26 protein-coding genes and 1 pseudogene are annotated in these 22,826 nt (G+C 56.3%); 11 read left to right on the top strand and 16 right to left on the bottom strand.

Annotation, left to right across the window (positions count from 1 at the left end):
* The coding region (locus VM163_09740) for a right-handed parallel beta-helix repeat-containing protein (GenBank protein ID HUT04157.1) at window positions 1-1,422 on the top strand (1,422 nt) is incomplete at its 5' end.
* A 245-nt stretch (window positions 1,423-1,667) separates the two neighbouring features.
* Entirely contained in the window at window positions 1,668-2,006 is a 339-nt protein-coding gene (locus tag VM163_09735) for an ASKHA domain-containing protein (GenBank protein ID HUT04156.1), read from the top strand.
* Window positions 2,007-2,190: 184 nt separating this feature from the next.
* Here VM163_09735 and VM163_09730 read toward each other — a convergent pair whose 3' ends face one another.
* The 3 genes from VM163_09730 to VM163_09720 all read right to left on the bottom strand — a co-directional run bounded on the left by VM163_09730 (window position 2,191) and on the right by VM163_09720 (window position 3,920).
* Entirely contained in the window at window positions 2,191-2,967 is a 777-nt protein-coding gene (locus VM163_09730; protein ID HUT04155.1) for a GNAT family N-acetyltransferase, read from the bottom strand.
* Between the two features lie 162 nt (window positions 2,968-3,129).
* Window positions 3,130-3,300: a hypothetical protein gene (locus VM163_09725; GenBank protein ID HUT04154.1), complete on the bottom strand. Its 171-nt coding sequence runs from the start codon at window positions 3,298-3,300 to the stop codon at window positions 3,130-3,132.
* Window positions 3,301-3,452: 152 nt separating this feature from the next.
* Entirely contained in the window at window positions 3,453-3,920 is a 468-nt protein-coding gene (locus VM163_09720; GenBank protein HUT04153.1) for a hypothetical protein, read from the bottom strand.
* Between the two features lie 296 nt (window positions 3,921-4,216).
* Between VM163_09720 and VM163_09715 the strand changes: the two genes are divergently transcribed.
* The 4 genes from VM163_09715 (at window position 4,217) to VM163_09700 (ending at window position 8,648) form a co-directional block, all read left to right on the top strand.
* A complete protein-coding gene (locus VM163_09715) occupies window positions 4,217-5,182 on the top strand; it encodes a glycosyltransferase (GenBank protein ID HUT04152.1) in 966 nt (321 codons plus the stop codon).
* Window positions 5,179-5,916: a DJ-1/PfpI family protein gene (locus VM163_09710; GenBank protein HUT04151.1), complete on the top strand. Its 738-nt coding sequence runs from the start codon at window positions 5,179-5,181 to the stop codon at window positions 5,914-5,916. Before VM163_09715 ends, VM163_09710 begins: the two co-directional genes overlap by 4 nt.
* Before the next feature lie 62 nt (window positions 5,917-5,978).
* Window positions 5,979-7,199 (top strand): glucose-1-phosphate adenylyltransferase, encoded by a 1,221-nt coding sequence (glgC, locus tag VM163_09705; GenBank protein ID HUT04150.1) that lies wholly within the window; start codon window positions 5,979-5,981, stop codon window positions 7,197-7,199.
* 168 nt (window positions 7,200-7,367) lie between these two features.
* Entirely contained in the window at window positions 7,368-8,648 is a 1,281-nt protein-coding gene (locus VM163_09700) for an FAD-dependent oxidoreductase (GenBank protein ID HUT04149.1), read from the top strand.
* A 26-nt stretch (window positions 8,649-8,674) separates the two neighbouring features.
* Here VM163_09700 and VM163_09695 read toward each other — a convergent pair whose 3' ends face one another.
* Window positions 8,675-9,124, bottom strand: coding sequence for a MauE/DoxX family redox-associated membrane protein (locus tag VM163_09695; protein ID HUT04148.1), 450 nt, complete (start codon window positions 9,122-9,124; stop codon window positions 8,675-8,677).
* Between the two features lie 23 nt (window positions 9,125-9,147).
* On the bottom strand, window positions 9,148-9,648 hold the full coding sequence (locus VM163_09690; GenBank protein ID HUT04147.1) for a rhodanese-like domain-containing protein: 501 nt from the start codon (window positions 9,646-9,648) through the stop codon (window positions 9,148-9,150).
* A 519-nt stretch (window positions 9,649-10,167) separates the two neighbouring features.
* On the opposite strand from VM163_09690, the gene VM163_09685 reads away from it, so the two are divergent.
* Both VM163_09685 and VM163_09680 read left to right on the top strand, forming a co-directional pair.
* Window positions 10,168-12,267: a DUF262 and DUF1524 domain-containing protein gene (locus tag VM163_09685; protein HUT04146.1), complete on the top strand. Its 2,100-nt coding sequence runs from the start codon at window positions 10,168-10,170 to the stop codon at window positions 12,265-12,267.
* A complete protein-coding gene (locus VM163_09680; GenBank protein HUT04145.1) occupies window positions 12,251-12,487 on the top strand; it encodes a DUF433 domain-containing protein in 237 nt (78 codons plus the stop codon). The genes VM163_09685 and VM163_09680 overlap by 17 nt, the downstream gene beginning before the upstream one ends.
* Window positions 12,488-12,614: 127 nt before the next feature.
* Here VM163_09680 and VM163_09675 read toward each other — a convergent pair whose 3' ends face one another.
* The 11 genes from VM163_09675 to VM163_09625 all read right to left on the bottom strand — a co-directional run bounded on the left by VM163_09675 (window position 12,615) and on the right by VM163_09625 (window position 20,158).
* A complete protein-coding gene (locus VM163_09675) occupies window positions 12,615-13,337 on the bottom strand; it encodes a hypothetical protein (GenBank protein HUT04144.1) in 723 nt (240 codons plus the stop codon).
* Window positions 13,338-13,408: 71 nt separating this feature from the next.
* Entirely contained in the window at window positions 13,409-13,741 is a 333-nt protein-coding gene (locus tag VM163_09670; protein ID HUT04143.1) for a hypothetical protein, read from the bottom strand.
* Between the two features lie 92 nt (window positions 13,742-13,833).
* On the bottom strand, window positions 13,834-14,694 hold the full coding sequence (locus tag VM163_09665; GenBank protein ID HUT04142.1) for a hypothetical protein: 861 nt from the start codon (window positions 14,692-14,694) through the stop codon (window positions 13,834-13,836).
* 118 nt (window positions 14,695-14,812) lie between these two features.
* The gene (locus VM163_09660) at window positions 14,813-15,322 is read right to left on the bottom strand and encodes a hypothetical protein (protein HUT04141.1); all 510 of its coding nucleotides are present in this window, start codon (window positions 15,320-15,322) and stop codon (window positions 14,813-14,815) included.
* Between the two features lie 73 nt (window positions 15,323-15,395).
* On the bottom strand, window positions 15,396-16,121 hold the full coding sequence (locus tag VM163_09655) for a hypothetical protein (GenBank protein HUT04140.1): 726 nt from the start codon (window positions 16,119-16,121) through the stop codon (window positions 15,396-15,398).
* Window positions 16,122-16,134: 13 nt separating this feature from the next.
* Entirely contained in the window at window positions 16,135-16,518 is a 384-nt protein-coding gene (locus tag VM163_09650) for a hypothetical protein (GenBank protein ID HUT04139.1), read from the bottom strand.
* Between the two features lie 12 nt (window positions 16,519-16,530).
* Complete coding sequence (locus tag VM163_09645; GenBank protein ID HUT04138.1) at window positions 16,531-17,595, bottom strand: hypothetical protein; 1,065 nt, start codon at window positions 17,593-17,595, stop codon at window positions 16,531-16,533.
* A gap of 54 nt (window positions 17,596-17,649) precedes the next feature.
* Entirely contained in the window at window positions 17,650-18,072 is a 423-nt protein-coding gene (locus VM163_09640) for a hypothetical protein (GenBank protein ID HUT04137.1), read from the bottom strand.
* A 111-nt stretch (window positions 18,073-18,183) separates the two neighbouring features.
* The gene (locus tag VM163_09635; GenBank protein HUT04136.1) at window positions 18,184-18,678 is read right to left on the bottom strand and encodes a hypothetical protein; all 495 of its coding nucleotides are present in this window, start codon (window positions 18,676-18,678) and stop codon (window positions 18,184-18,186) included.
* Between the two features lie 77 nt (window positions 18,679-18,755).
* Window positions 18,756-19,568 carry a phage portal protein gene (locus VM163_09630; GenBank protein HUT04135.1) on the bottom strand — a complete coding sequence of 271 codons (813 nt, stop codon included), beginning with the start codon at window positions 19,566-19,568 and terminating at the stop codon, window positions 18,756-18,758.
* On the bottom strand, window positions 19,550-20,158 hold the full coding sequence (locus tag VM163_09625; protein ID HUT04134.1) for a hypothetical protein: 609 nt from the start codon (window positions 20,156-20,158) through the stop codon (window positions 19,550-19,552). The genes VM163_09630 and VM163_09625 overlap by 19 nt, the downstream gene beginning before the upstream one ends.
* Before the next feature lie 849 nt (window positions 20,159-21,007).
* On the opposite strand from VM163_09625, the gene pyrE reads away from it, so the two are divergent.
* The 3 genes and pseudogenes from pyrE (at window position 21,008) to VM163_09610 (ending at window position 22,757) form a co-directional block, all read left to right on the top strand.
* Window positions 21,008-21,553, top strand: a complete 546-nt coding sequence (pyrE, locus tag VM163_09620) for an orotate phosphoribosyltransferase (GenBank protein ID HUT04133.1) — start codon at window positions 21,008-21,010, stop codon at window positions 21,551-21,553.
* A gap of 48 nt (window positions 21,554-21,601) precedes the next feature.
* A complete protein-coding gene (gene fetB / locus VM163_09615; protein HUT04132.1) occupies window positions 21,602-22,378 on the top strand; it encodes an iron export ABC transporter permease subunit FetB in 777 nt (258 codons plus the stop codon).
* A gap of 136 nt (window positions 22,379-22,514) precedes the next feature.
* Window positions 22,515-22,757, top strand: a pseudogene (locus tag VM163_09610) (outer-membrane lipoprotein carrier protein LolA).
* Window positions 22,758-22,826: the final 69 nt, after the last annotated feature.

Below are 22,826 nucleotides of genomic sequence, written 5' to 3'. Positions count from 1 at the left end.
GTCATGCAAAACTGCACGGTGACCGAGAACAGCGCTTGGATGGGCGGTGGGATTCACTCTGACGCTAGCGCGGACGTCTGGCTCGAGGGGTGCCTCATTCGTGAGAACAGCTCGATACCCGACGCCGATGGCTACAGTTATGGCGGCGGCATCGGCATCTTCCGGTCATCACCGACCCTGATCCATTGCACCATTGAAAGCAACTCCGCGGTGCTCGGCGCCGGCCTTGTGTGCGACGATTCCTCGTCCAGAATCGCTTGGTGTGACTTCCTCGAGAACTCATGTATCCCCGACTCAAGCGGCGGCAGCTGGGGCGGCGGTATCTGGCTGAACGGAGCCTCGCCTTTGATCGAAGACTGCACGTTCACGCTGAACTTCGCCAGCAGGGGCGGCGGCATACAGACGGACAATTCCTACTTCGACATCAAGCGCTGTGAGTTCACGAACAACGATGCAGACTCGGGCGCGGGAGTCCACTCCTGGGGCGGCAGCGGGAATATCGTCAGCTGCGAATTCATCGACAACTCCGCCAGCTGGGGCGGCGGTATCTCCACCAACGATTGCCTCCCCACGGTCAAGAACTGCCTCTTTGCCCTGAATGTGGCCTTGAACACCGGCGGCGGAATGTATGTCGATAACGAGGCGCAGCCGTTCATCAGCAATTGCACGTTTGGCTTCAACTCCGCCGGCATGTCTGGCGGCGCGATTTGGTGCTTAGGCGACTCTGAGGTGACGCTTGAGAACTCGATACTCTGGGCAAATGGGCGAGAGATCGACTTGGATACTGGCGGCTCGGCCTCAGTCAGCAACTGCTGCGTTTATGGCGGCTATCCGGGGGATGGGAACATCGCGGACTATCCGCTTTTCGTCTTCGGACCAGAGGGGGATTATTACCTCTCCTGCGTCGCGGCGGGGCAGAGCGAGGACAGCCCGTGTATCGACGCCGGGAACGACTCTGCCATAAACTGCGAGCTCGACTGCCTCACGACGCAAACCGACGGCGTGCCCGACAGCTGGATGGTCGATCTTGGCTATCACTACCCGACCGATGTGGCCGGCGAACTTGCCATCTATTGCTATCTGAACGACGGGAGATTCGCGCCGGGCGATACTCTCATCGCTCAACTTGAGGTCGATAACCCTGGACCTGAGGTCGCAGTCGATGTCTATTCGGCTATCGTCTTGCCGAACGGTGCGATAATGACCTTCACTGGCGGCAGTTTCGCCGTGGGCCTCTACGCGTGGTTCTCGGACGTCACGCTGGTTGAGGGTTTCAAGTCCGGCGTCGTTACGGCCTTTGAGACCCTGCTCCCGGTCGGTATGGACGGCGACTACCTGTTCGCGGCCGCGCTCACCGAGCCGAGCACGCTCACTTACCTCGCCGGGCCCTCCACTTACGCCTTCAGCATCCACACGCCGTAGCTGGCGAGTTGTCCACAGACTGGCCCCTTGGCTAGCCCTGTCCGAGAAAGCGCGCCGCGCGGCAAATGGCGGCTCAATCGGACAGTTGCCCGGGTTGCTTCGAAAGGCAAGAATGACGTGCTTCATCAAGATTTCCGGAGCGCCAATCGCGACTAGAGCCCTATTCCTGCCGCAACATGTTGTGTGTTCCGGCAGAGGCCATTATATATCGTTCAGGTGAGCCTTTTGTCGCTAAAGAATCAGATTTGTATTGTGGCGCCAAAGGCGCAATCCGCACCTGCATCGAGTTTCTGCTTAATGAGTCGCAAGTTGAGGCGGCTTCCGTAAAAAAAGTCGTTCTCGGCGGGGCGTTTGGCAGCCTAATCGACACCGGGTCTGCGGAGGCGATCGGGCTTATACCGACGTTTGAGCACGCCGAGAAGGAGTCATTGGGCAACACGGCTCTGGCGGGGGCAATGCTCGCTCTTCTGTCGAGGCGCAGGCTCGATGAGATGCGTGAGCTTCAAGAGAGGATAAGATACGTCAATCTCGCGGGACGAGCGGAGTTTGAGGAGCGTTTCACTAAGAACCTTGCATTTGGATGAGTTCGGTGTGTCAGTCGCATTTCTCTGTGTCTCGCGGTGCGTGCTTGCGGTCAACTGTCAACCGCCAACCACCTGTATGACGACGGGCCAGAGGGCATCGACGGGGCTCAAAGGCGCCGGCGAGCCTAGATGACTCGGACGACAATTGTGCAGCCGCTGACTATCCTGCCATGGAGGTTTTGCGCTATTGGGACGCACGCTGAGTGACCGCTATCTTGTGTGCGTGAACAGTGTATCCGACCGCCTCGAGAATCCTGAGCGCACCCGAATTACTTGGGCTGGTTCGGCAGATTGGAACGCGACCTAACTGTAGCACCCTGGCGGTTGCGTGGGAAACCACTGCCTTTCCGAAGCCTCTACCGGTGTATCTCGGCAGTGTTTCAAACCCCAACTCCTCAACCTCATCTTGCATATGCGCAATCGCTGGAGCATCACAAACGCTAACAAGCTTAGATTCTTTGAATACCCCGTACGCTATGCCGTCTTTGATGTTTCGAGTAATGTCCGTCCTCAGACAGGGTGAATCGGCCCCTGGATAGCGCTCAACTGTCATTGTGACGAACGCTTCCATGTCATTAAGCTGAACCGCTCGGCACCCCTGTACATCGAAAACCTTCACATGCTCAGGTTTACAGTACAAGATGCACTTGGTTCTAAGGGCATATGCCTCGCCAAAGAGCTCAGACAATACCCGACTGAAAGGAGGCTTGAGCAGGTCACCAGGGCTCTTGAATGCCTTCATAGCCACCCTCAGCTGACCCATTAGGTCTGGCCTACAAGAAACCACAGCCCGGTTGTCAAAAACATGCACCCATACGGTGAAAGCCATACCCCACCCTTTTTCAGGGGCAGCCCTCCGAGCGCATGAGGCCAAGACCACCTTGCCCTCTGGCGCCTTACTTACGTCAAAACACAAGTAAGCCGAGAAGTACTCTTTCACTATTGCTTCGATGTCTCGCACAAGCATATCCACCTCAACTATAAAAACAACCAGTGTCTACCAGAAGATGTATTGCGAACCAAGGTTTGGCCGCTGTTTTGAAAGCTGGATGAGTTTCCCCAGAGACACGTGGAACCAACCCCCACGACCTGTCCAAGGAATCGCGTCTGGGAAGCCCTATCCTCACTCGCTCGGACATCGCTGCCCTCTTTTACAGCAACTATCGTAACCGTCGATGATCTGGTCGATCACCCATGCACCTTCGAGCACACGGAAAGTAAGAATGAATTCATTATCCGTTCCCTCTTCTCGGCACACAACCCGAATAGTCTTAGACTCCTCTTTCTTCACCATCTTCACACTCCTCATGCGTCTCATTCAATAACGAATAGCCACCTGATGCTCCCCTCATTGTGTGGGCATCCCCAAGCCCATAATCCCAGCGGCCCAAATCCGGACGGCCGGATTGGAAGTGATGAGTACACAGCGATATACTAAGCAACATACTAAGCAACATCTCCGTTCTGTACCTCCGCGACAATCTGTGGCTTCCTGTATGAAGGGGGAGATGACCACCTTCCAGTCACATTGTCCAGGACATACTCTTCCCTGATATAGAGCTTTCGAACACCCTCAATCCGGGATTTCACGAGGTCCTCGGCAGTCAAAGGAGTTCTGGCAAACTGGGCTCCCCAGGTCGGACCCATGTTGCCGCCGCGAAGGGCCGTCGTATAGACCGTCAACGTGACGCCGGCGTCCATCTTGATGATGCTGCCTGAGAGGTCAAAGAACGTGTCCGCGTCCGTCGAGCCGATGACCAGGTCCTTGCTGACGGCATATTCCTTGTTGCCGTAACTGCCGGGCGTGATGTAAGTGCCGACTGTTCCGTCCGCGTCGAGGTCCGCCATCGTGTATGGGTCGTCCTGCCTGCCTCCTGTTACGATGATTGTGTCATTGGCATAAATAATTCCCATTCTGCATCCCTCCTACTCTATCTGATTAACACAAAAAGGTAAAACTCAAATCGTATCTTTCACAACAACAGTGTATTGTAGCCTGCCCCCCGCCGCCTGTCAAGGTTTTCTCGCTGTCGTGATAAGGGCGGCTCGTGAGCCGCCCCTACGGCATATCCGTTGGCAGTTGGCAGTTGGCAGTCAATCCGCAATCCGCAATCCGCAAGGCGGTGATTGACACAGCAGGCCGCGTGCCATAGGATTCGGCCTATGAAGACCTTTCTGGTGAATGGCAGAGGCAAGGGGATTTAACGGTGATGGCGAGTGATGGTGAGGTGTATGTCTCGGCGGTCGTGCCGATGTTCAACGAGGAGAGTTCGCTCCCCGAGCTTTACGAGGAGCTGAAGTCGGCGTTGGAGGTGGTGCGAAAACCTTACGAGATGGTCTTCATTGATGATGGCAGCACTGATTCAACGGCCGAGCGGGCACTGGACATCTGTGCGAAGGACGATTGCGTAACGCTTATCAGGCTATCGCGGAACTTCGGGCACCATTCGGCGTCAACGTGCGGTATGGACCACACCCGGGGCCAGGTAGTGGTGCTCTTGGATGCGGACCTGCAGAACGATCCGGCGGACATCCCGAAGCTTTTGAAAAAGATCGAGGCGGGATACGATGTCGCTCGCTGCTGGCGTCAGGGCCGGAAGGACCCGGTCTGGCGGACTATCCCGTCCAGGTTCGTTAATTGGCTCACTTGCAGGGCCACAGGCGTCAAGCTGCACGACTACGGGTGCTCAATGCTGGCGATGCGGCGTGGCGTGGTTGAGAGGATGTCTCGCTTCACGGAGCGGCATCGGCACGTCAGCGGGCTGATCAGCTGGACTGGCGGGAAGGTGTGCGAGATCAAGGTTCAGCATCGCGAGCGAAAGTTCGGCAGGTCCAGGTACAACTTCATCTCGCTGTTGCGGCTAACGGTCAATCTGATGACGGGCTTCTCGACGCTGCCGTTACAGATCGTTGGTGTCTTGGGCGTTTTGACAGCGCTTCTGGGGTTTATTGGAGCGATTTATCTGGTCGTCAAGCGATATGTCTATGGGGTTGACCTCAGCGGCGTGGTCATCGCGACCGCGGTCATATTCGTATTCGTTGGTATAAACTTTCTGGCACTCGGCATCATGGGTGAATATATCGGGCGTATATTTAGCGAAGTTCAGGCCAGGCCGTATTACATTGTGGAGAGTGTGTTTTCGAGGAAAGGGGCAACTGGGGAGAGAGAGCAATGACAAGTTGGAAGTTGGAAGTTGGAAGTTGGCGAACAGCCCTTCTCATCCTTCATCCTTCATTCTTCCGCCTTACGAGATCGACGGTTCTCATGGTTCTGTTGGCGCTGTCATGTCCCATCATGCCCGTGATTGCTGGAACGCAGGCCACGGTCTCGCAGTTGCTGCCTCGGATAGTCATAGTAATCGCGGAGAACGCGTTCCGGGATGAGGAGTTCGATGTGCCGTTCAAGTATTTCGAGGGCCGCGCTTTGGCAACGGTTGCCTCGACTAAGCTCGGGACCATAACTGGGATGCTGGGTCATAAGGCCGAGTCGCAAGCTCTTCTGAAGGACATCGATATCGACAGGCTAGATGCTCTGGTCTTTATTGGGGGCGCCGGAGCCCGCCAGTATTGGAGGGACCCTATGGCTCATAAGCTTGTAAGGGAGGCGGTTGCTAAAGGGAAGGTGCTTGGAGCGATCTGCATCTCGCCGGTTACTCTGGCGTATGCGGGTGTTTTGAGAGGCAAGAGAGCCACAGTGTGGGTCTCGGAGCGTTCGCGCCTGATAGAGAAGGGCGCGAAGTACACCGGCAAGGATGTTACAATCGATGGGCTGATCGTAACAGCGGATGGGCCGCCGGCGGCCCGGAAGTTTGCCGAGGCGATACTCAAGCTTGTGATTGAGCAGGCGAAGAAGAGGCAGCAGACGAAAGAGTCGGTGAAGGAGCAAGCGGCCGCCGCGGCGGGTAAGTAGGCGTTCGCTGTCAACGTGGGAGGTGCATGGATGGTATGGGCGAAGAGAAGAGTCGAGGATAGATGCGCTCGACGCTGGTAATGATTCTTGCTGGAGGTAGGGGCCGACGGCTTCACCCGCTAACGAAGGACAGGACAAAACCTGCCGTGCCTTTCGGCGGCGTCTATCGGCTGATAGATTTCACGCTGAGCAACTGCGCCAACTCCGGCCTGCGGTGCATCTATGTCCTGACACAGTACAAGTCCGATTCATTGATCCGGCACTTAGGTCTCGCCTGGCGAATCTACAACCGCGAGCTTGGCGAGTTCATCGACCCAATCCCCGCGCAGCAGCGTCTGGGGGCGAACTGGTATCTTGGCACAGCAGATGCGATTACTCAGAATGTTGAGCTGATAAAGCGATCGGGTGCAGAGCACCTTTTCGTGTTTTCTGGGGACCACGTTTACAAGATGAATTATCAGCTGATGCTCGACTTTCATAGGGAGCATCGAGCCGACGCGACGATTGTAGCCCTGGAGAAGCCCAAAGAGGTCGGAAGGCAGTTCGGCGTGGCGGTGATCAACGACGAGAGCCAGCTGGTTGATTTCCAGGAGAAACCCCGGCACCCTAGGCCTGTTCCTGGGCATCCTGATGTCTGCCTCACCTCGATGGGGGTTTACCTTTTCAATGTAGATTTTTTGCTGGATGTTCTTGAGAAGGATAGCAGAACAGATTCAGAACACGATTTTGGCACAAATATCATTCCCATGATGATGAACATGGGGAAGGTTTGCGTCTATGACTTCTGTAACGAGTGGACGCACGAGCCCCGGTATTGGGAGGACATCGGGACGCTGGACGCCTACTGGAAGGCCAGCATGGGCATGCTGGAGCTGAACCCCAAGTTCAACCTGTTCAACCCAGAGTGGCCGCTCCGCTGCTACCACGGGCAATACCCTCCTGCGCGGACTGTCTTCGCGGATGACGAGCAGATCGGCTTTACCGGCAACGTGCTCGACTCGATGGTCTGCGAGGGTGTCGTAGTCGTGGGTGCGCTCGTCAAGCACTCAATACTCTCGCCCGACGTCAGGGTAAAATGTTACGCGGAGATCGAGGATTCCGTAATCATGAGCCACGTTGTCATCGGCAAAAACGCTAAAATTAAGAAGGCCATTATCGACAAAGAGGTGGTCATCAGAAACGCGGCCGTCATAGGGCACGATGAGGATAAGGATAGAAAACGCTTTCATGTAACAAACAACGGCGTGGTCGTTGTCCCGAAAGGTGCGGTGGTTGAGGCGTAGGTGCTGCTATCGGGGAGAATCTATCAGCTGCAGGTTGCAGCTCACAGGTTCGAGGCAAGGCACCAAGCCGACCAAACTCCTCGCAGGCCAAAAACGCTTCGCAAGCTGAGACACTCAGGTTTGCGGTGTGAGGCTCTCTGTTAAAAAGATGCAGATCAAGGTTTTTGGGTGAGAGCAGTAATAATCGGCGGCGGCATCTCTGGCCTGACAGTGGCATATCGCCTTCTCAAGGCGGGACTCAGCGTACAGATACTCGAGCAGTCCGAGTTCCTGGGTGGGCTGGCCAGGTCTTTTGAGCTGGCCGGGCTGACCGTTGACCGGCACTTTCACTTCTTCTGCGAGGCGGAGCTCGATTTCCGCCGCATGGCGAGCGAGCTCGGCCTCGAGGACCGCCTCGTCTGGCGCAGAATAACCCGTGCTGTCCAGCTCGGAGGCAGAATACACCCAATCTCCACGCCAATGGACGTTCTCAGGTTCACGCCGCTGAGGTTTTTGGACAGGCTCAGGTTTGCGCTCAACGTGCTGAAGGGACGGCATCTTTCGAGCATCAGGCGACTCGACAAGCTCACCGCAGAGGATTGGCTGAAACGCTCGGTCGGCGAGGCAGTCTTTGGGACTATCTGGAGGCCGCTGCTTGAGGCAAAGTTTGGAGACCGCGCAAGCTGTATCTCCGCAGCCTGGCTCTGCGCCAGACAGCGAATGCAGCAGGAGAACATCGCCTACCTCCGGGGCGGGGCCTCGCTCGTCGTATCAACCCTGGCTGAACAGGTGAGGCGCCTCGGCGGCGAGGTGGCTCTCGGCGTAACCGCAACTGGGATTGATCTTGAGGGCAATTCTGCAGTCGGCGTTTCGACCACCGCTGGCCAATTGAGCGCGGACGTGGTCGTCTCGACGCTGCCGATGCCGCGGCTGTTGTCGATAGCCAGGGGGCCATTAACCAAATATCTTGAGCCGTTCTCCTCGCTCGAGTACATCGGCGTCGTCAGCACGGTAATTCTGCTCAAGAGGCCAGTCTCACCATACTTCTGGCTCAATACAAACGATGCAGAAGTGTCGTTCGCCGGCATCATCGACCTGACGAACCTTGACCCCGCAAGCAGCGACAAGCCACACGTTGTTTATATTCCACAGTATTGTTCGACGGACGCTGACCTCTTCAAGGCGCCAGAGCGACAGGTCATATCCCGGATAGTCAGGGACCTGGTCAAGGTCAATGGGGAGTTCTCGGACGACTGGGTTTTGGGCGCGGAGGTTACCAAGGATTGCTTCGCCCAGCACATCTGCACGCCCGGCCTGCTCGATAGAATCCCAGCGCATAAAACGTCGGTTCACGGTTTCTTCATGGCCGAGTGGTCGCAGTTCTACCCTAACGACAGAAGCGTAAATAACTCGGTTCGGATTGCCAACAGCTGCGCCAGGACCGTCCTCGACTCTGCGGCCAGACGGTAAGCTCCTAAACATGCCGGGTCGGCAGGCTACGCTCCGGCCCGGAGCCTCCTGCGGCCAAGATCGAAGAAAAACGACTGGGCGAGCATGGCTATCAAGATTACGTTCCTGATGATCACATCCCAGCCAGCCCTTGCTCCCTCGCCGGACGTTGAGAAGCAGCCGCAGCTGATGTCAAGACCGCGCGTTAGCGCAACGATGCTGGCGGTGATGAAGACAAGCAGGAGCCCGGCCGTTACTACGGAGGCGGCGTCCGAGAACACCCCGAGGATGAGGCACAGCCCGAGGATAAGCTCTATCCAGGGCAAGATGACCGCAAATAGGTTGATGAGCACGTGCGGCACGATTCTATAGTTGTTGACCATCTGCGCGAACTGGCCGGGATGCACGATCTTGTCCATGCTGGCGTAAACGAAGACCGCTCCCACGAACATCCTGAAAACGAGAGCCGTTACTCTGTTCCAGAGAATCCGTCTCAAAATGTTTCCACCGGAAGCGCCCATCATTTTTCGACCGGCCCCTTGTTTTGGTACTCCCTCATCCCGCCAGTAAACACGAGAATCGGCCTGTTGAGCAAGTCGTGAAGCATCTCGGCCACCTCGAGCGCCTCGTCGCACTCGACGTCGCTGCAATACGTAACGACCTTGTCTGCCTTGACGAGAGACTCCTTGAGGCCTGGGGCTACATCCTCGAAAGTTTTCGCCGGGATGTTGATCGCGCCCGGGATATGGCCCGTCTCGAACTCGACTTTCGGCCTGGCGTCCACGAAAACCACGCCGGGGGTCTTTTGGAGCCTGAGCGCGGTCATAAGATCGATCTGGGAGATCGCGTCCGTCTGGCGCCCCGAATTGGCAATGGTCTGCTTGCTCGGGGGCTGATAGCTGAACAGGTCCACGCCTCGCGTCCGAACCGCGTTGACCACAAGTCCCACGGCACTGCCCAGAACAACCAGCAATACCGAGCGAACTATCAGCCTCTTAACATCGCCCTTCCTGAAAAGCATCGTCAGAACTTCGCCTCAGAGTGTCTTGCCCAACTTGCCCGCTGCAACATAAAGTCGCTGCCTGCAAGGTGTGTCAGAATATCACCACTGGCACGGCGAGCTCAACAGTTGAAATCAGCCTTCAAGAATGCTGCCGCCCTCGGAGATGGTTCGCAGTTTGAGGCCCGCACTTCGGCTGCAACGCTGCGGCCTCTGCCAAACCTCATGCCATTGAACGATCGAGGCGAGGGTGAACTCCGGCTCGGCGACCTGTTTGGGTTTGCTGCTCGTCCTGAATACCTAGAGTCGCACCGCGTTGATCGAGCACATGACAAGCAGGTACAGAAGCGGTCGCATCGACAGGAGTCGCAACGAATGCCCCGTAAACGAGCAGCCATAGCATCTTGCGTCAGCACCATAGCGTCAAGTTTGGACACGGTTATAAGAACGGGCTTGCGATCATTGCATGGACGTGGCTAAATGGTTCTTCATTCACTCGATCTAAAGACCATTTAGCCGAGAGTCAAAAGGACAACAGGAATGGAAGCTCGACCTGGGAAGCTAATTCAGATGCTAGAGGGCGCGAGGCAGTTCGTCGTGCCCGTCTATCAGCGCCCTTACAGTTGGGAGCTGAAACACTGCAAGCGGCTACTCAGCGATGTTGTGAGAGCCGGCGAAAAAGAAGAGATCCCAGCCCATTTTTTTGGGTCGATCGTGTATATGGAAAAAAGTCTCTATGAGACCACCTTTATCCCACAGCACATGGTCATCGATGGACAGCAGCGCCTGACAACGGTCTCGATGCTCTTACACGCGTTGGGTGCAGCATCAGAGAGGCGAGGAATTCAGGAGGACATTAACCAGAGGAGAATAACGGACAATTTCCTCATGAACCCGTTACAAAATGGAGAATCGCGCTACAAGCTGATTCTTACTCAGACAGACAAGAACACCCTGATTCGCCTGTTTGCCGGAGAGGAGCAGCTTGAGCCCCTCTCAAAACGGATTATACAAAACTACCAATTCTTTCTGAGTCAGCTAAACCATCCTCAGGTGGACCTAATGGCCATCTACCGGGGGATTAGGAAGCTGATCGTGGTGGAGATCGCGCTCTCCCGCGAGCACGACAATCCTCAGCTGATCTTCGAAACCCTCAACTCTACTGGACTGGAGCTAAGCCAGGCCGACTTGATCCGCAACTACATACTCATGCCCCTGAAACGAGATAGGCAGGAATTGCTCTACAACACCCAGTGGTTCCCTATGGAGCAGAGCTTTGGGCAAGAGCAATACGCGAAGAAATTCGACCAATTCATGCGCGACTACTTAACAGTGAAGATGACCGGAATCATCCCGAAGATAAACCAGGTGTACGAGAGGTTCAAAGCATATAAAGAGAGCAGCAAGTCCAGCTCGACTGAAGAGATCGTCGCTGATATTAACCGGTATTCCAAGTATTTTGTGCGCATCGCTCTTGAAAAGGAGAAGGACGAGGAGATAAACCTGATCTTCCATGATATCAACAGGCTAACAGATGTCGCGTATCCCTTTCTGCTTGAGCTGTGCGATGACTATCAGGAAAGACGACTCAACCGGGAAGAATTCATAGAAATCCTAAGATTGGTCGAGAGCTATGTCTTTCGCCGTACAATCTGCGCACTCCCCACCAATTCGCATGGCAAAACGTTCGCCACTCTCAGTCGGGACATAGACAAAGCAGACTACGTTGCGAGCTTCAAGGCGACTCTTTGGGTCAAGGATGGTAACGAGCGGTTTCCGCCTGATGACATGTTTAGACGGGAATTCGAGGTTAGTAACGTCTATAGCCCCAAATCACGCAAATACTGCCTCGACAAACTGGAGAACTTCGACTCCAAAGAACGAATTGATTGTGATCACTATACTATTGAACATATAATGCCGCAGAATAAGGACCTACCTGAGGCGTGGAAAACGGAGCTGGGCGATAACTGGCAAGAAGTTCAAGACCGCCGGCTACACACCATCGGCAACCTCACGCTTACGGCTTACAATCCAGAAATGAGCGACCGCTCCTTCGTCGAGAAGCGCGATATGCGAGGTGGCTTCAAGCACAGTCGCCTCCGCCTCAATCGCGGCCTGGCAGAGCTCCAAAACTGGAACGAAGCTGAGATCCAGAGGCGAGCTCAAGAACTCGCGGATGATGCCCTAACTATATGGCCGGCGCTTGATGCTTCTGCGGAGAACATCGAGAAAATCAGAGAGAAGAAGCACCCCAGCGCTCGCAAGTACACGTTGGCGGATCACAAGCATCTTACCGGGGATATGATGCTCCTTTTCGAAGAACTTCGGAAGCGAATTCGCAGCCTTCATCCCGATGTCTGTGAGGAGGCCACGAAGCACTATATTGGATACAAACTCGACACGCATTTCGTCGATGTGATTCCTCAAAAAAGACGTCTACTCCTCACTCTCAACTTGGCCTTCCCTGAGATCAGTGATCCCCAGGGCAAGTGCAAAGACGTCACTGGTAAAGGCCGCCTCGGAAACGGAGAAGTCCAAGTTGGCTTTGAGGGGCTGGAAGATGTAGATTACATTATGACTTTGATCCGCCAAGCTTTGGACAACCAGATAGAGCACGATGATGTTCAAGAGGACTGAATGCAAGGAAGGAGTGCTTGGCGGCAAGCCAGTTATTAAGGGCACCAGGATCAGCGTTGAGGTGATAATGGAGCTGCTTGGTTCCGGGATGAGCATCGATGAGATACTCGAGGACTACAAACACCTTGGAAGGGAGGATATTCTCGAGGCGATCCGGTACGCGGCTCACGCAGTTTCGGGCGAATCTTACCTGGACATCGAGGCCGTCACAAGGGGATGAGTTCACCCCCGAGATGGCTGGTCTCTGATCCCCCAACTTCTCAGCGATCAGGGAGATTAGTCCTCTATCCTCAGGACGCCGGACTCACTGCTGACCGGGACCAGAGCTTTTGAGACTAAGCGACGCCTCAATCCCCGGTTGCCGCTCCGTGGGAGCCAGGGCAGGCTTGCCTATCCGATAAGCTAACGCAGAGTCGTTCGTAGAACTTGCGGCTGATCGCGAAGAGCTCCTTGCGGGTGAGGTGTTCTGCCCAGTTGACGCCGGAATTGGTCTTGGTCTTTAGCACCGGCCCCTGGACGATGCGCTTCCAGGTCGTGTTGTCTATCGAATGGAAGGGGAAGTCCGTGATCAGCGAGACGTCTCCGATGCCGAAGCCGTGGTAGTCGTGAGGATACCTGTCGAATACGACCGACAGCCACTCGCGCATCCGCGGCCTAGAGCGAGGCACCATCCCGCCGAGGCCGACGAGCGGCCAGTCGCTCCGAAGCCTTTGAAGCACATCGAAGTCTTCACCGTAATGGAAAACGGGAACAGGCGACAGGCCGCGCGCTTGCATCAACCTCAGGTTGGACATGCTCGCCTCAGCGTCTCCGATGACATCGAGGTTGACATACAGATCGATGTGCTGGCAATTGCGCTCGACGAACTCGCAGTACTGGACTATGTTGACCTGTTTGCCAGAGCGAAAGGCCGAGAAGGCTCCCGAATCGAGCATGACTGAGGTGAAGTCCCCGTTCGGGACAGAATCCCGCCCGGCTCGCTTTAGCGAGGCATAGGAGAAAAGAACATTTGCCCCGCCAAACACCGTATCGAGAAGGTTCCCATCAATTCCAGCGAAATAGACCTTCATTCTGAGAGAAGCCGATTAACTACAACGTCCCTCGCCTCAGCGAGAGCCACCACCTGTCAACTGCTGCCGGATCATTCATAGCGGCTTTCCGGTGTCGGGCTTGCGCTGAACTTGTGGCCCTCCAGGACCACATCGTAAAGCTCCAGCTCGTCCTCCAGCGCAACGCGAACCTCCCGTTGCTCGGTCACGGTGTAGTCCGAATCGGCCCCGAACTCGGCGTCAATCTCCTTCTGAAGGTCGTCGTGCAAGATGTGGAACAGGAGTATCGTCTTGATGTGTCTGTAGCCGAGCCGCTGCCTCGACTGGCCGCCGTCAAGTGTCGCGACTGACTGGTCCCGAGGCAGAACGACTATCGGCCTGGCAACCTTGAAGTATGGGCCGCTGCCGTGCTTTATCTGCGACATAACTTCTCCATCTGTATGAAAACCTCAACCACAGAGACGCCGAGAGCGCGGAGCATCTTGCTGCCCTTCTTCTCTGTGTCTCAGTGGTTTTGCTAGAAGCCGTCTGGGTAGTCAGCGTCCGGGAATATCGTTGCGGCCTCCGAGAGCTTGGCCTCCTTGTCAATGAACAGCTCGACCGTCCGCTCTAAGGTGTAGAACTCGGAGAGCGACGTGATCGCTGTCGGCAGGATCAGCTTCGGCTCCAAGAGGTGCGCCGTCGCATCTTCCCACTCTTCATTGTTGCCAATTATCGCCTGGAAGTCCGCCTGGAAAGTGGCCCAGTCGTCTATCCGCCGGATGACTCTAAACGACTGCACAACAGGATATATGGCGGCGCCGAGGTTGCCGACGTCGGTTGTGAACGGGATGCCAACGGTCAAAAGGTCGGCGATTGCGCTGGTGGCGGAAACGGCGGGTTGCAGGTGTATGCCCGAGCTTAGGATGGCGCCTTGTGCGAACGGGGGGGTGCCGGCGGGGTTCATGCCGTCCGGATAATAGGTGGTATTGAACATCCCAAGGACTGAGACGCTCACCTGAACACCCTTTATCACGAGGCCGTCGCAGCACAGAAGCCGCTTGCCTTGCTCGGGAGCGGCGCCGCCGTGCAGCCCGCGCAGAAATGGCTCCGAAATCATCTCCTTGACAGTCATCTTGGCGCTTCTTATCGGCACGCCGAGCGAGTTCTTGCCTGCCTCCTGAGAGTTCGCAATGCCGTGGCAGCTCTCACCATAAAGCTTGCTCGCCTCGAGCTTCTGCTCAAACGACAGCGGGAAAAGCTTAACGTCCCAGCCGTCCTGATACCGCAAAAGCTCCGTGTTGTACTGCCGCTGCACTCGCTGGGGATGAACCTCCCCTTGTACCTCCGCCGGGTCGATGCTGAACTCTGGCAATGTTGTTGGATCAAATCCTGGCATGTATATCTCCTCCTATCATCGTTGTGGTAGTCTCGGTTACTACTCTGCGAGGCAGCGCTTCCAGCCTTCGCAGCCGCTACGGCGGATTAGGCTCGCTGCGAAGCACGAGCCAGAACCCTCACGGCGCCACGCCCTCTTGCCAGAGCCACAGCTCGTAATGGAGCTCGTAGCGCTGGATGCCATCCTTATCGTCCATGAATCCGTCCTTCTCGGGCGTGTGCCGCGGAATGAAGCCAAGCCCCTGCTCCTCTCCAATCCTTTTTGGGTCCGCCGGCTCCGAGAAGTCGTATATGGGAATGACGTCCCCACCGGCCAAGTTCAGAAGCGACATGACCATCTCGAGTATCTCGTCCATCCGCCTCATCACGAAGCTGTCGTCGTCTCGGCTCGCGCGAACGTTCACCACAAACCTGACGCGCATCTTCGAGTTGAGGCCTCCGGAGAAGCTATCAACCAATAGCTCGATCCAATCTGGAACCGAATCGAGCTCCTTCGGCGTCACCCAACCTCCGAAGAGGTCCGAGCATCCCTGAACAATGACCGGAACATCGCCTGACAGGTTGTCCACCACAAACTTATAGAACGACAACCGCTTGTTACGGGGCTTCGCACAGTCCGGCAGCGTCATCTCACACCTCCAAAGCTAATCCGTCTGTTTCTCGTGCATGGAAGCTTCGCAGAGCTTTCCCCTGCTGCGAACGTCAACCGCCAACTCCCTGCTCTCTTCGATGCGCTGCAACCCGCGTCCTGAACGGGCAATTGTCGGTGATCCGCACGATGCCGCCCCCCAGCTCGCCCTCGAAGTCAGAGACGCCACACAGCAAAGTGATCATCGCCTCATCTCCCTCTATCGTCACGGACTGGGCATCGCCTACATTGCAGTCCGCCGGGAAACTGATTGCGTCCGAGACTCTTGCCTCCCCCTCGATGTCCTCGTACTGGAGCCTGAAAGAGACCTCGCCCGCTGGTTTAGTGCTGATGACGCACCTCGCCTCGACGGGCCCCTCTGGAGCAGCGGCTGCGTTCAGAACCGCCGCTCCACTCTCGACCTCGATCGTCCCCAGGACGACGCTTGGCGTTCTACTCTCAATCCGTTTCACGTCGTAGGTGTCGCCCTCAAAAAGCACCTCGTCCCCCGGGAACACCTCGATGTTCCAGAACTCGAACCGCATGCCGCCATCCATCGTGGGAACAACCGTGCCTCCCTCGAGCTCCAACGGCATGGGCGAGGCGCAGACCTCCAGGTCCACGAGCCCGCTCGCATACGTGTCCGTTGGCGGCAGACCGACGCCGGCAGAATCGCTCGCTATAAGCCGTCTAATGGATGCCCTCTGCCAACCATTCATCTCCCGAAAGTCGCGTTCGACCTCGTGAAGGTCCCGAAACATGAGTTGACGGTCCCCTCGATTACTACACTCGGTCGTCATCTGCCGCCTCCCATCAGACCCGTTTGGCGGTCCCTACCGCCACACTCATCGAGCTGCGCCCGGCGCCCGCTTTGTAACGCTTTGAAAGCTGCACCCATCTCTTGTCCAGCCGAGTCAGCTTACTCTCTATCTGCCTCGCAACATCCGCCCGCGAGAGCGAGTCGCCGGCATAAGTCGCGTCAAACCGCGGCAGCCAATCATTTTGAAGCATCCCCAAGCAGACCGCCTCACCTCTGTTGAGCAATGCCTCAACCATCTCCTGGTCAGTCGTCGGAAGCGAGATGCCCGTTATCTCCCCAGCGGAGGCGATCGCCTCCGCCAGCTGCTCGTCACTGAGGTGGTCAGACAAGTTCGAAAGGACAGACCTCAGCCTTGTCTCGAAGTCAGAAGCGTTCATCACAGGTTTCCTTTACTGCTGGTAGAACTCGGGAACCACATAGGCGCTGATATCCTCATCAGTGCTGTTCTCCTCCGCGCTAAGCATGAGAACCGCAACCGCGCTCGGCTGAGTCAGAGTACACCCCTCCGAGAACGTGAAAACAGCATCCCTGAAAGGATACTGCGAGTTCTCGAACGGCGTCTCGAGCACAAGCCCCTGATACTGGCTCTGCCTCTCTAAACGAGTTGTAACCGCCGGATACGGAGTGTCCAAACCGATCGCAACCACGTAGTTCTCCGGGATCATGTTGTTGACGTTGACGATGAACCCACCAATGCCTTGGTTGGGGTTGATGCCATCGAGCGCGAGCCGTTCCACGACCGAGTCGGGGAGGCCGGAGTTGACAGTCCAGTCGGCCATCTGGATGAGGTCATTCGCCTGAGCTATGTTCACCAGAAGAAGCAGGTTCTTCTCCCCATAAACCCCCGGCGCACCAAACCCATGATGCTGTATCTCCTCCGAAAGCATTCTAAGATGCTCTAATGTCAGGGTAGTAGATGTCCTCGCGAAAATGTGAGTGTGTGACGCCCCGAAAAAGGCATTCGCCTGAAAATCCGGACAGTCCGTGTTCACCTGCCAAGTCCCGCCCCACTCATCGCCAGCCTGGTTTTTCGAGAAAATCGGCGTCAACGCATTCTTCAACCGTTGCTGAAGGTGGGCCTGAATCACGCTCCCGAAAAGGTTCTCGATCCTCCTGGGATCGATCCGCTTCTGCGCTGTCCTCGTCAACGAAAACGCTATCTCGAACTCCTTGATCGGCAATGCGAACTCATAGACGCTGTTGGACTCATAGTCAGGCTCACGCCCCTCTGCGACCTCCTTGGCCACAAGGCGGTTGATCTCCTGTTTCACGGCCTCTCTAGTCGATTTCTGCGTCAATCGGTCGGCAAGACCAGACACATCCCGATCGTTGTAGGCCTTCACAAGGCTTAGCACGTCCTTGAGGACGTGCCGCCAATCAACGTCAGTGTCGCTGCCGAAAACGCCGCCCACATAGACGCCGCCTCGATACTGATAGTTGTCGAATGTAGTCAATTTCTTCCCCTTCCCTCGTGTTATCTGTTCTTTTGTGGCCGGTAGGCTTATTTCCTATAGCGCTTGCAGAAAACTTCCTGAACTCGCAACGACAAACGCCGGACCAATCGAGATGTTCAGCTCGTTGCTCCCTGCCGCTACGCCAACGACCTGAACCACATCCCCATCTCCACTCGGCTTCGTTGCTGTGACTTTGCCCGCAGTCTTGCTGAGGTAGTAGATCGAACCTGTCGTCAGAGGATCGCCAGCCTCATCGGTGACCCCGGCTATCTTCCCGCTTCGCACAAGCGTCGCCCGTTCGTTCACCTGGTAACCGCGAAGAGCCGCAAAACCGTGCGACTCGCGAACTGTCCCGCTCGAGGCATCGGCAAGTAGCGTCTTGCCGTCCGTGTTGATATGCATCAGCTCGTTCTCCTCGACCTCGACGCTCGCAATCGCCTCCCAGCTCCCTCTAGCATCCTTGTTCTTCCAAGCCATCTTCCTATGCACCTCCCATTTAGATTCTCATTTGGCCATTTGTGTCGTTGACAACCCCACCGGGCACTCTGACCTATACCGTGCCCGCCCGCTGCTTAGACCGACCCTGAACTATTTGATGAGGATCCCTCTCAGGTTCGCCAGCCGCCTAAGCCGCGAAGAAGCTGTCTCCTTCTCGCTTTGTGCCGAAGCAACCGGCGGCTGCCCCACCACAGCATCAACACCCTCCGCCGCATTTGTCAGCCGATTGATGCTGCGCTTTACCTCACTGGCGACCAGATTGTGGAGACCCTCCTCGGTGGGCCGGTCAGCCCCCTGGGACTCCTTTATGTGGGCCAAGACCTCCTTCAGAACCGAGAGCTTCTCCTTCAACTCAACCTCGGTCTCGCCGCTAACAACGCCCTGAAGCCGACGCAAGAGGTCTCTGTCCCGAACGAACTGCGAAAGCTCCAACGCCTCCTCCGCAAACACAGCACGCCGGAGAAGCTCTGCCCGGTCATCACCGGAGCCCGGTGCCTCTTTAGCATCTGCCCCAACATCATCTCGAGGCGCCTGCGCCTCGTTGGCGTCTTCCATTGTCTCTCCAGAGACTTCCTGTTCAGCCATCCGAACCTCCCTTAATGTCTAAGATGTTTTTCATGGCATCGCTTTCCTCTGTTTCCTGTTTTCTTTTGACCTTCAACTCATTCGTAGCCCCGCTTCTTTCTCGCATCCTCCGGCCCAATAAGACCAGCCGAGAGATCGGCGAGAACGATGTTTTGCTGCTCCACCTCATCGCCAGGGATCAAAGGACCCCAGACCGTCTCCACGTCCTTGAGTTGGTACTCTGGGCCTCCTAGCATGAACTTCCCCGACTCCGACAGCACAACTGACTTGGAGTTCGCTAAAGCGAACAATATCTTGGCCAGCCGCTTAAACCCCGATGCCCAGTAGATGCGCTTTCGATATGTCTTCTTAGCAAGTGGCTCGTAGAGCAGTCGAAGCGCAACGCCAGAGATGTTCGTCCCAGTCCAATTCAGCGGCTCGAGATGCGATTCCCCGGCCGTCTTGTATATCTGCCCCACCAAAAGGCTGAGTGTCTTGAAGAAGCTCTCCGGAATGCCCACCGGCTTCATCCGGACGATGTCCTGCCTCAACTGGTCGTTCTCGGTCAGAAAATGTATCTGGTCGCCGCCAAGCCTGACGACAGACTCCTCGACATCATCGCTGTCAGGTGGATCGATATTGATCGCCTTGAGTATCGATTGGTCGTTGTAGCATTGCCAATAGGCGTCGGACATCATCTGATTGACCGCGTCGAGCATAGGAATAAGCGGAGCGATGTCCGAGTCCCCAACCATCTGCATTCGCTGGACCGAGTTCGGGATGTGAATAATTGGGATCATCCCCAGGTTATGCTCCGAGATGCTTGTAACCTCGAACTGGACACCCTCCCCCTCATCCCCAACAGTGTGCGGTCGAGCGGCCCGTAGCCTGACTATCCTCTCCCTATCCATCTCAACACGATGCCAGCGGAACTTCTCGCCCTTCCTGGCTCAGGCTCGACCTGCTCCCACTGAAAGATATACGCCAGCACCTTGTCCCTATCCAGCTCGTCGTACTCAATGTCCCAAAGCTGGTCGTAACTTATTGACTGAACCCTCAAGACGCTTGGGCCAGCTGGATCATAACTCACCGAGTAGAACGTCCCGCCGCAGATCCCCGCGTCAATTGCGTCCGTCAAAAGCCTCTGTCGAAAACCATTGTCGCTGAACACCCGATCCCAAAGCGCCTGGACCCGCGCGCTCTCGGCCTCATCCGCGCCCACCATACGAACGCCTGCGAATTTACAGTCGCCGAAAAGAGCGTCAGCCGAATTATCGACGATCTGTCTCGGGATGCCCACCGATATCGGAAGCCTAAGCGACAGCTGCGCCGCCGTCATGTTCTCATAAAGCGGTATGCGGACATCCCTGTTGTCATACAAGCGCCGATAGTTGGCGACCTCGGTCAGTCTCGATAGCCTCGCCCGTGAGACCACAGTCGCGCCAAAGCCACGTCGCGACGCCGATTCGCCCCCGTTTACAATCGTCCCATTTTCTCTCACCTGATCCACCTCGGACTCGATTGTTATCTTGTGTTCCTTTTTCGATTTCGGAGAAAACCCAAAACCTCTTCACCGTCTCTGGCTCTCGTAAGCAGTTGACGCTTCCGATCCAATTCCCCTACCTGAAAAGCCAGATTCATAAACGACATTCGGGACGGGAGGCCATTTGAAGGACACTTCAGGATCGCGGCCAGCCAAAGCGGTGCCACTCTACCGTGGTCCCCGATAATCAGATTGACCGTCCGCGAAGTTGTTTCTTGAAGTTGCCTGACAGGTAGATAGATGAGTTCATGTTGCAGTCCGAACTGCTGCCTCCTTCACCTGGCGGGTGTAAATGAGGGAGCGAGGCTGCAATCCCCGACAGGGGATACCGTGGGTAGCCGTGCATGCAATGCAACGGGAGGGTTATCATCGAGGCATAGGAGCTCTCTTTTACCGTCAGGCTGACGCCTGCGGCTACCTGTGGTGTGCCCTTTCGGGCAGAATCCCATGCGCCACGTCCCCGACGCGGCCGCAACATTCCCCTCTTCAATCTGATTATTGGGGTCAACAATAACCTCCCAGCAAATCCCCTCCGTCAACCGGGACTTATTAGACAGCCTCGGAAGTGTATGACTGGAGTCAGGTAGAGGAGGCCTTCGTAACTACGGCTGTTCGTGAGGGAAAGTTGCTCTATGAAAAGCCGACTTGATCTTGTTCGATTGTGGGTACTGAAGGCCGAAAGCGATCTTTCCGCAGCGATTGTTGTCCCGTCCCATCGCAGTTGACTCGCGGCCGATGCGTATATAGCCTTTGTTGAGAATTGGCTTCAAACTAAGCGGTCAGGCAAACATAATGGGAGAAGACACTATGCAGCCACGACAGCGACTCGTTGAGCTTCTGCGTGAGCGATCAGTAAAGAAGGGGCATTTCAAGCTCTCCTCAGGCGGAACTAGCAGCTACTACGTTGACTGCAAGATGACCACGCTCTCCGCGGAAGGGTTGAACCTCGTCGGGCGCGTGATCGTTTCCCGACTCAAGGAGATTGGCGTGCGCCATGTCGGTGGTCTAACGCTGGGCGCCGACCCAATAGCCTGCGCCGCGTGTGCCCTGAGCTGGGATGAGGGCTTCCCCGTTGATGCGTTTATTGTGCGCAAGAAGACCAAGGGACACGGGACTGGCAAGCGGATCGAGGGCCCGTTGCCAGAGGGCGAAGACGTGGTCATTGTGGAGGACGTAACGACAACAGGAAGGTCGGCCCTTGAGGCGATCGAGGCGGCTGAGGCGCATGGCTGCCGTGTCGTTGAAGTGATGACCATCCTTGACCGTATGGAGGGCGGCAGGGAGAATATCGAGGCCAGGGGTTACTCTCTCTTTGCGCTCTGCAACAGGGACGAGCTGCTCGCAGACGACTGATGCGGATTCGGCCCAGCGCTTCCGCTAACTTTTCTCAGGAGGAACACCGTGAATGATATAGCAGCGGTTTGGCAAAACGTTGGCTGGAAGCAGATCGCGTCCGCGCTTGTTTTCGTTGGGATTGCGCTCGTTCTATCGCGCAAGCAGAATCTCGGCCTAGAAAAAAGCTTCCTGATCGGCATGGTTCGGGTATTTGTGCAGCTCATGGTAGTCGGCTACGTCCTGAACGTTGTATTCAGCCTCAAGAGCGTTGAATCGATCGTCGGCCTGCTCTCGGTGATGGTTATCATCGGCGCCTTTACCTGTGGCAGGTCTGCGCCAGACGTCCCTCATGCCACGGTGATTGCGTTCATTGGCATGGCCACGGGGACGCTTCTTTCGGTTGGCCTGCTCGCGGGCCTATCGATCGTGCCCTCCCAGCCCAGACAACTCATCCCCCTCGCCGGAATCGCCATCGGCATGGGCGCAAACGTTGGGACGCTGGCTTTCGGTCGCGTCCGAGATGAGATAACCGCAAACAAGGCCAAGATCGAGGCCGCACTTTGCCTCGGCGCCACATCATCAGAAGCAATGCAAAGACATCTGAGACTCTCGCTGAGGCGCACGCTCGCCCCCACGCTCGTATCGCTCAAGCTGGTTGGGATTGTCCATTTGCCGGGCGCGATGACAGGGATGATACTTGCCGGTGCGAACGTTTTCGAGGCGGTCTCCATACAGGTCGTTGTTTTCTATCTGCTTCTCTGCCAAGCGACGGTTGTCGCCACGATCGTCTCTCACCTGGCAGCCAGGCAGTTTTTCTCCAGCGACCACAGGCTTCTCGCTTAAGGCCGGGGAACGCCCCAACTCCCCGGTTATTACCTACCACACGTCCGCCTCGGCAATATCTACCCAATACGTTCTGGGGTAGAGAGGGTCTCGGGAGCGGAGGCTCTCCGCTGGCAATGGGCAGAAGGCGAGCGATTTCGAGGTCGAACTGAGGCCGAAGGATGAGTCCATGGCAAGGCTGATCGCAAGGCTGCGGATTGTCGTCAGCAAGGAAACGGGCTTGCCTACTCGCCTGAACTCCGTCGAGAAGAACGGCGATACTACGTCCATCAAGTTCACGAAGGTCAAGCTCAATCGCGAGCTAGCCGACTCTCTGTTCACATTTGTGCCTCCAAAGGGGGTGAAGGTGCAGGAGCAGCAACGCTCGCTGTCATATTGAGAGCCCCATCACGCCGATGCTTCGGGGGCCTCGAGCGTGCGGTGGGCCGAGCTCGTCTCCAACCTCTAG

This window comes from bacterium, from assembly GCA_035527515.1.
Taxonomy (GTDB): domain Bacteria; phylum B130-G9; class B130-G9; order B130-G9; family B130-G9; genus B130-G9.
This window is presented reverse-complemented; position numbering and strand designations above follow the sequence as displayed.

Excerpts from the sequence above, each read along its gene's own strand:
- VM163_09660 (HUT04141.1), bottom strand. The coding sequence starts at position 15,322 with ATGACGCTGCCGGACTGTGCGAAGCCCCGTAACAAGCGGTTGTCGTTC.
- VM163_09725 (HUT04154.1), bottom strand. The coding sequence starts at position 3,300 with ATGGTGAAGAAAGAGGAGTCTAAGACTATTCGGGTTGTGTGCCGAGAA.
- VM163_09635 (HUT04136.1), bottom strand. The coding sequence starts at position 18,678 with ATGGCTGAACAGGAAGTCTCTGGAGAGACAATGGAAGACGCCAACGAG.
- VM163_09675 (HUT04144.1), bottom strand. The coding sequence starts at position 13,337 with ATGAAGGTCTATTTCGCTGGAATTGATGGGAACCTTCTCGATACGGTG.
- VM163_09715 (HUT04152.1), top strand. The coding sequence starts at position 4,217 with ATGGCGAGTGATGGTGAGGTGTATGTCTCGGCGGTCGTGCCGATGTTC.
- VM163_09665 (HUT04142.1), bottom strand. The coding sequence starts at position 14,694 with ATGCCAGGATTTGATCCAACAACATTGCCAGAGTTCAGCATCGACCCG.
- pyrE (HUT04133.1), top strand. The coding sequence starts at position 21,008 with ATGCAGCCACGACAGCGACTCGTTGAGCTTCTGCGTGAGCGATCAGTA.
- VM163_09690 (HUT04147.1), bottom strand. The coding sequence starts at position 9,648 with ATGCTTTTCAGGAAGGGCGATGTTAAGAGGCTGATAGTTCGCTCGGTA.
- VM163_09640 (HUT04137.1), bottom strand. The coding sequence starts at position 18,072 with ATGGCTTGGAAGAACAAGGATGCTAGAGGGAGCTGGGAGGCGATTGCG.
- VM163_09655 (HUT04140.1), bottom strand. The coding sequence starts at position 16,121 with ATGACGACCGAGTGTAGTAATCGAGGGGACCGTCAACTCATGTTTCGG.
- VM163_09650 (HUT04139.1), bottom strand. The coding sequence starts at position 16,518 with ATGAACGCTTCTGACTTCGAGACAAGGCTGAGGTCTGTCCTTTCGAAC.
- VM163_09720 (HUT04153.1), bottom strand. The coding sequence starts at position 3,920 with ATGGGAATTATTTATGCCAATGACACAATCATCGTAACAGGAGGCAGG.
- VM163_09685 (HUT04146.1), top strand. The coding sequence starts at position 10,168 with ATGGAAGCTCGACCTGGGAAGCTAATTCAGATGCTAGAGGGCGCGAGG.
- VM163_09670 (HUT04143.1), bottom strand. The coding sequence starts at position 13,741 with ATGTCGCAGATAAAGCACGGCAGCGGCCCATACTTCAAGGTTGCCAGG.
- VM163_09710 (HUT04151.1), top strand. The coding sequence starts at position 5,179 with ATGACAAGTTGGAAGTTGGAAGTTGGAAGTTGGCGAACAGCCCTTCTC.
- glgC (HUT04150.1), top strand. The coding sequence starts at position 5,979 with ATGCGCTCGACGCTGGTAATGATTCTTGCTGGAGGTAGGGGCCGACGG.
- VM163_09630 (HUT04135.1), bottom strand. The coding sequence starts at position 19,568 with ATGGATAGGGAGAGGATAGTCAGGCTACGGGCCGCTCGACCGCACACT.
- VM163_09680 (HUT04145.1), top strand. The coding sequence starts at position 12,251 with ATGTTCAAGAGGACTGAATGCAAGGAAGGAGTGCTTGGCGGCAAGCCA.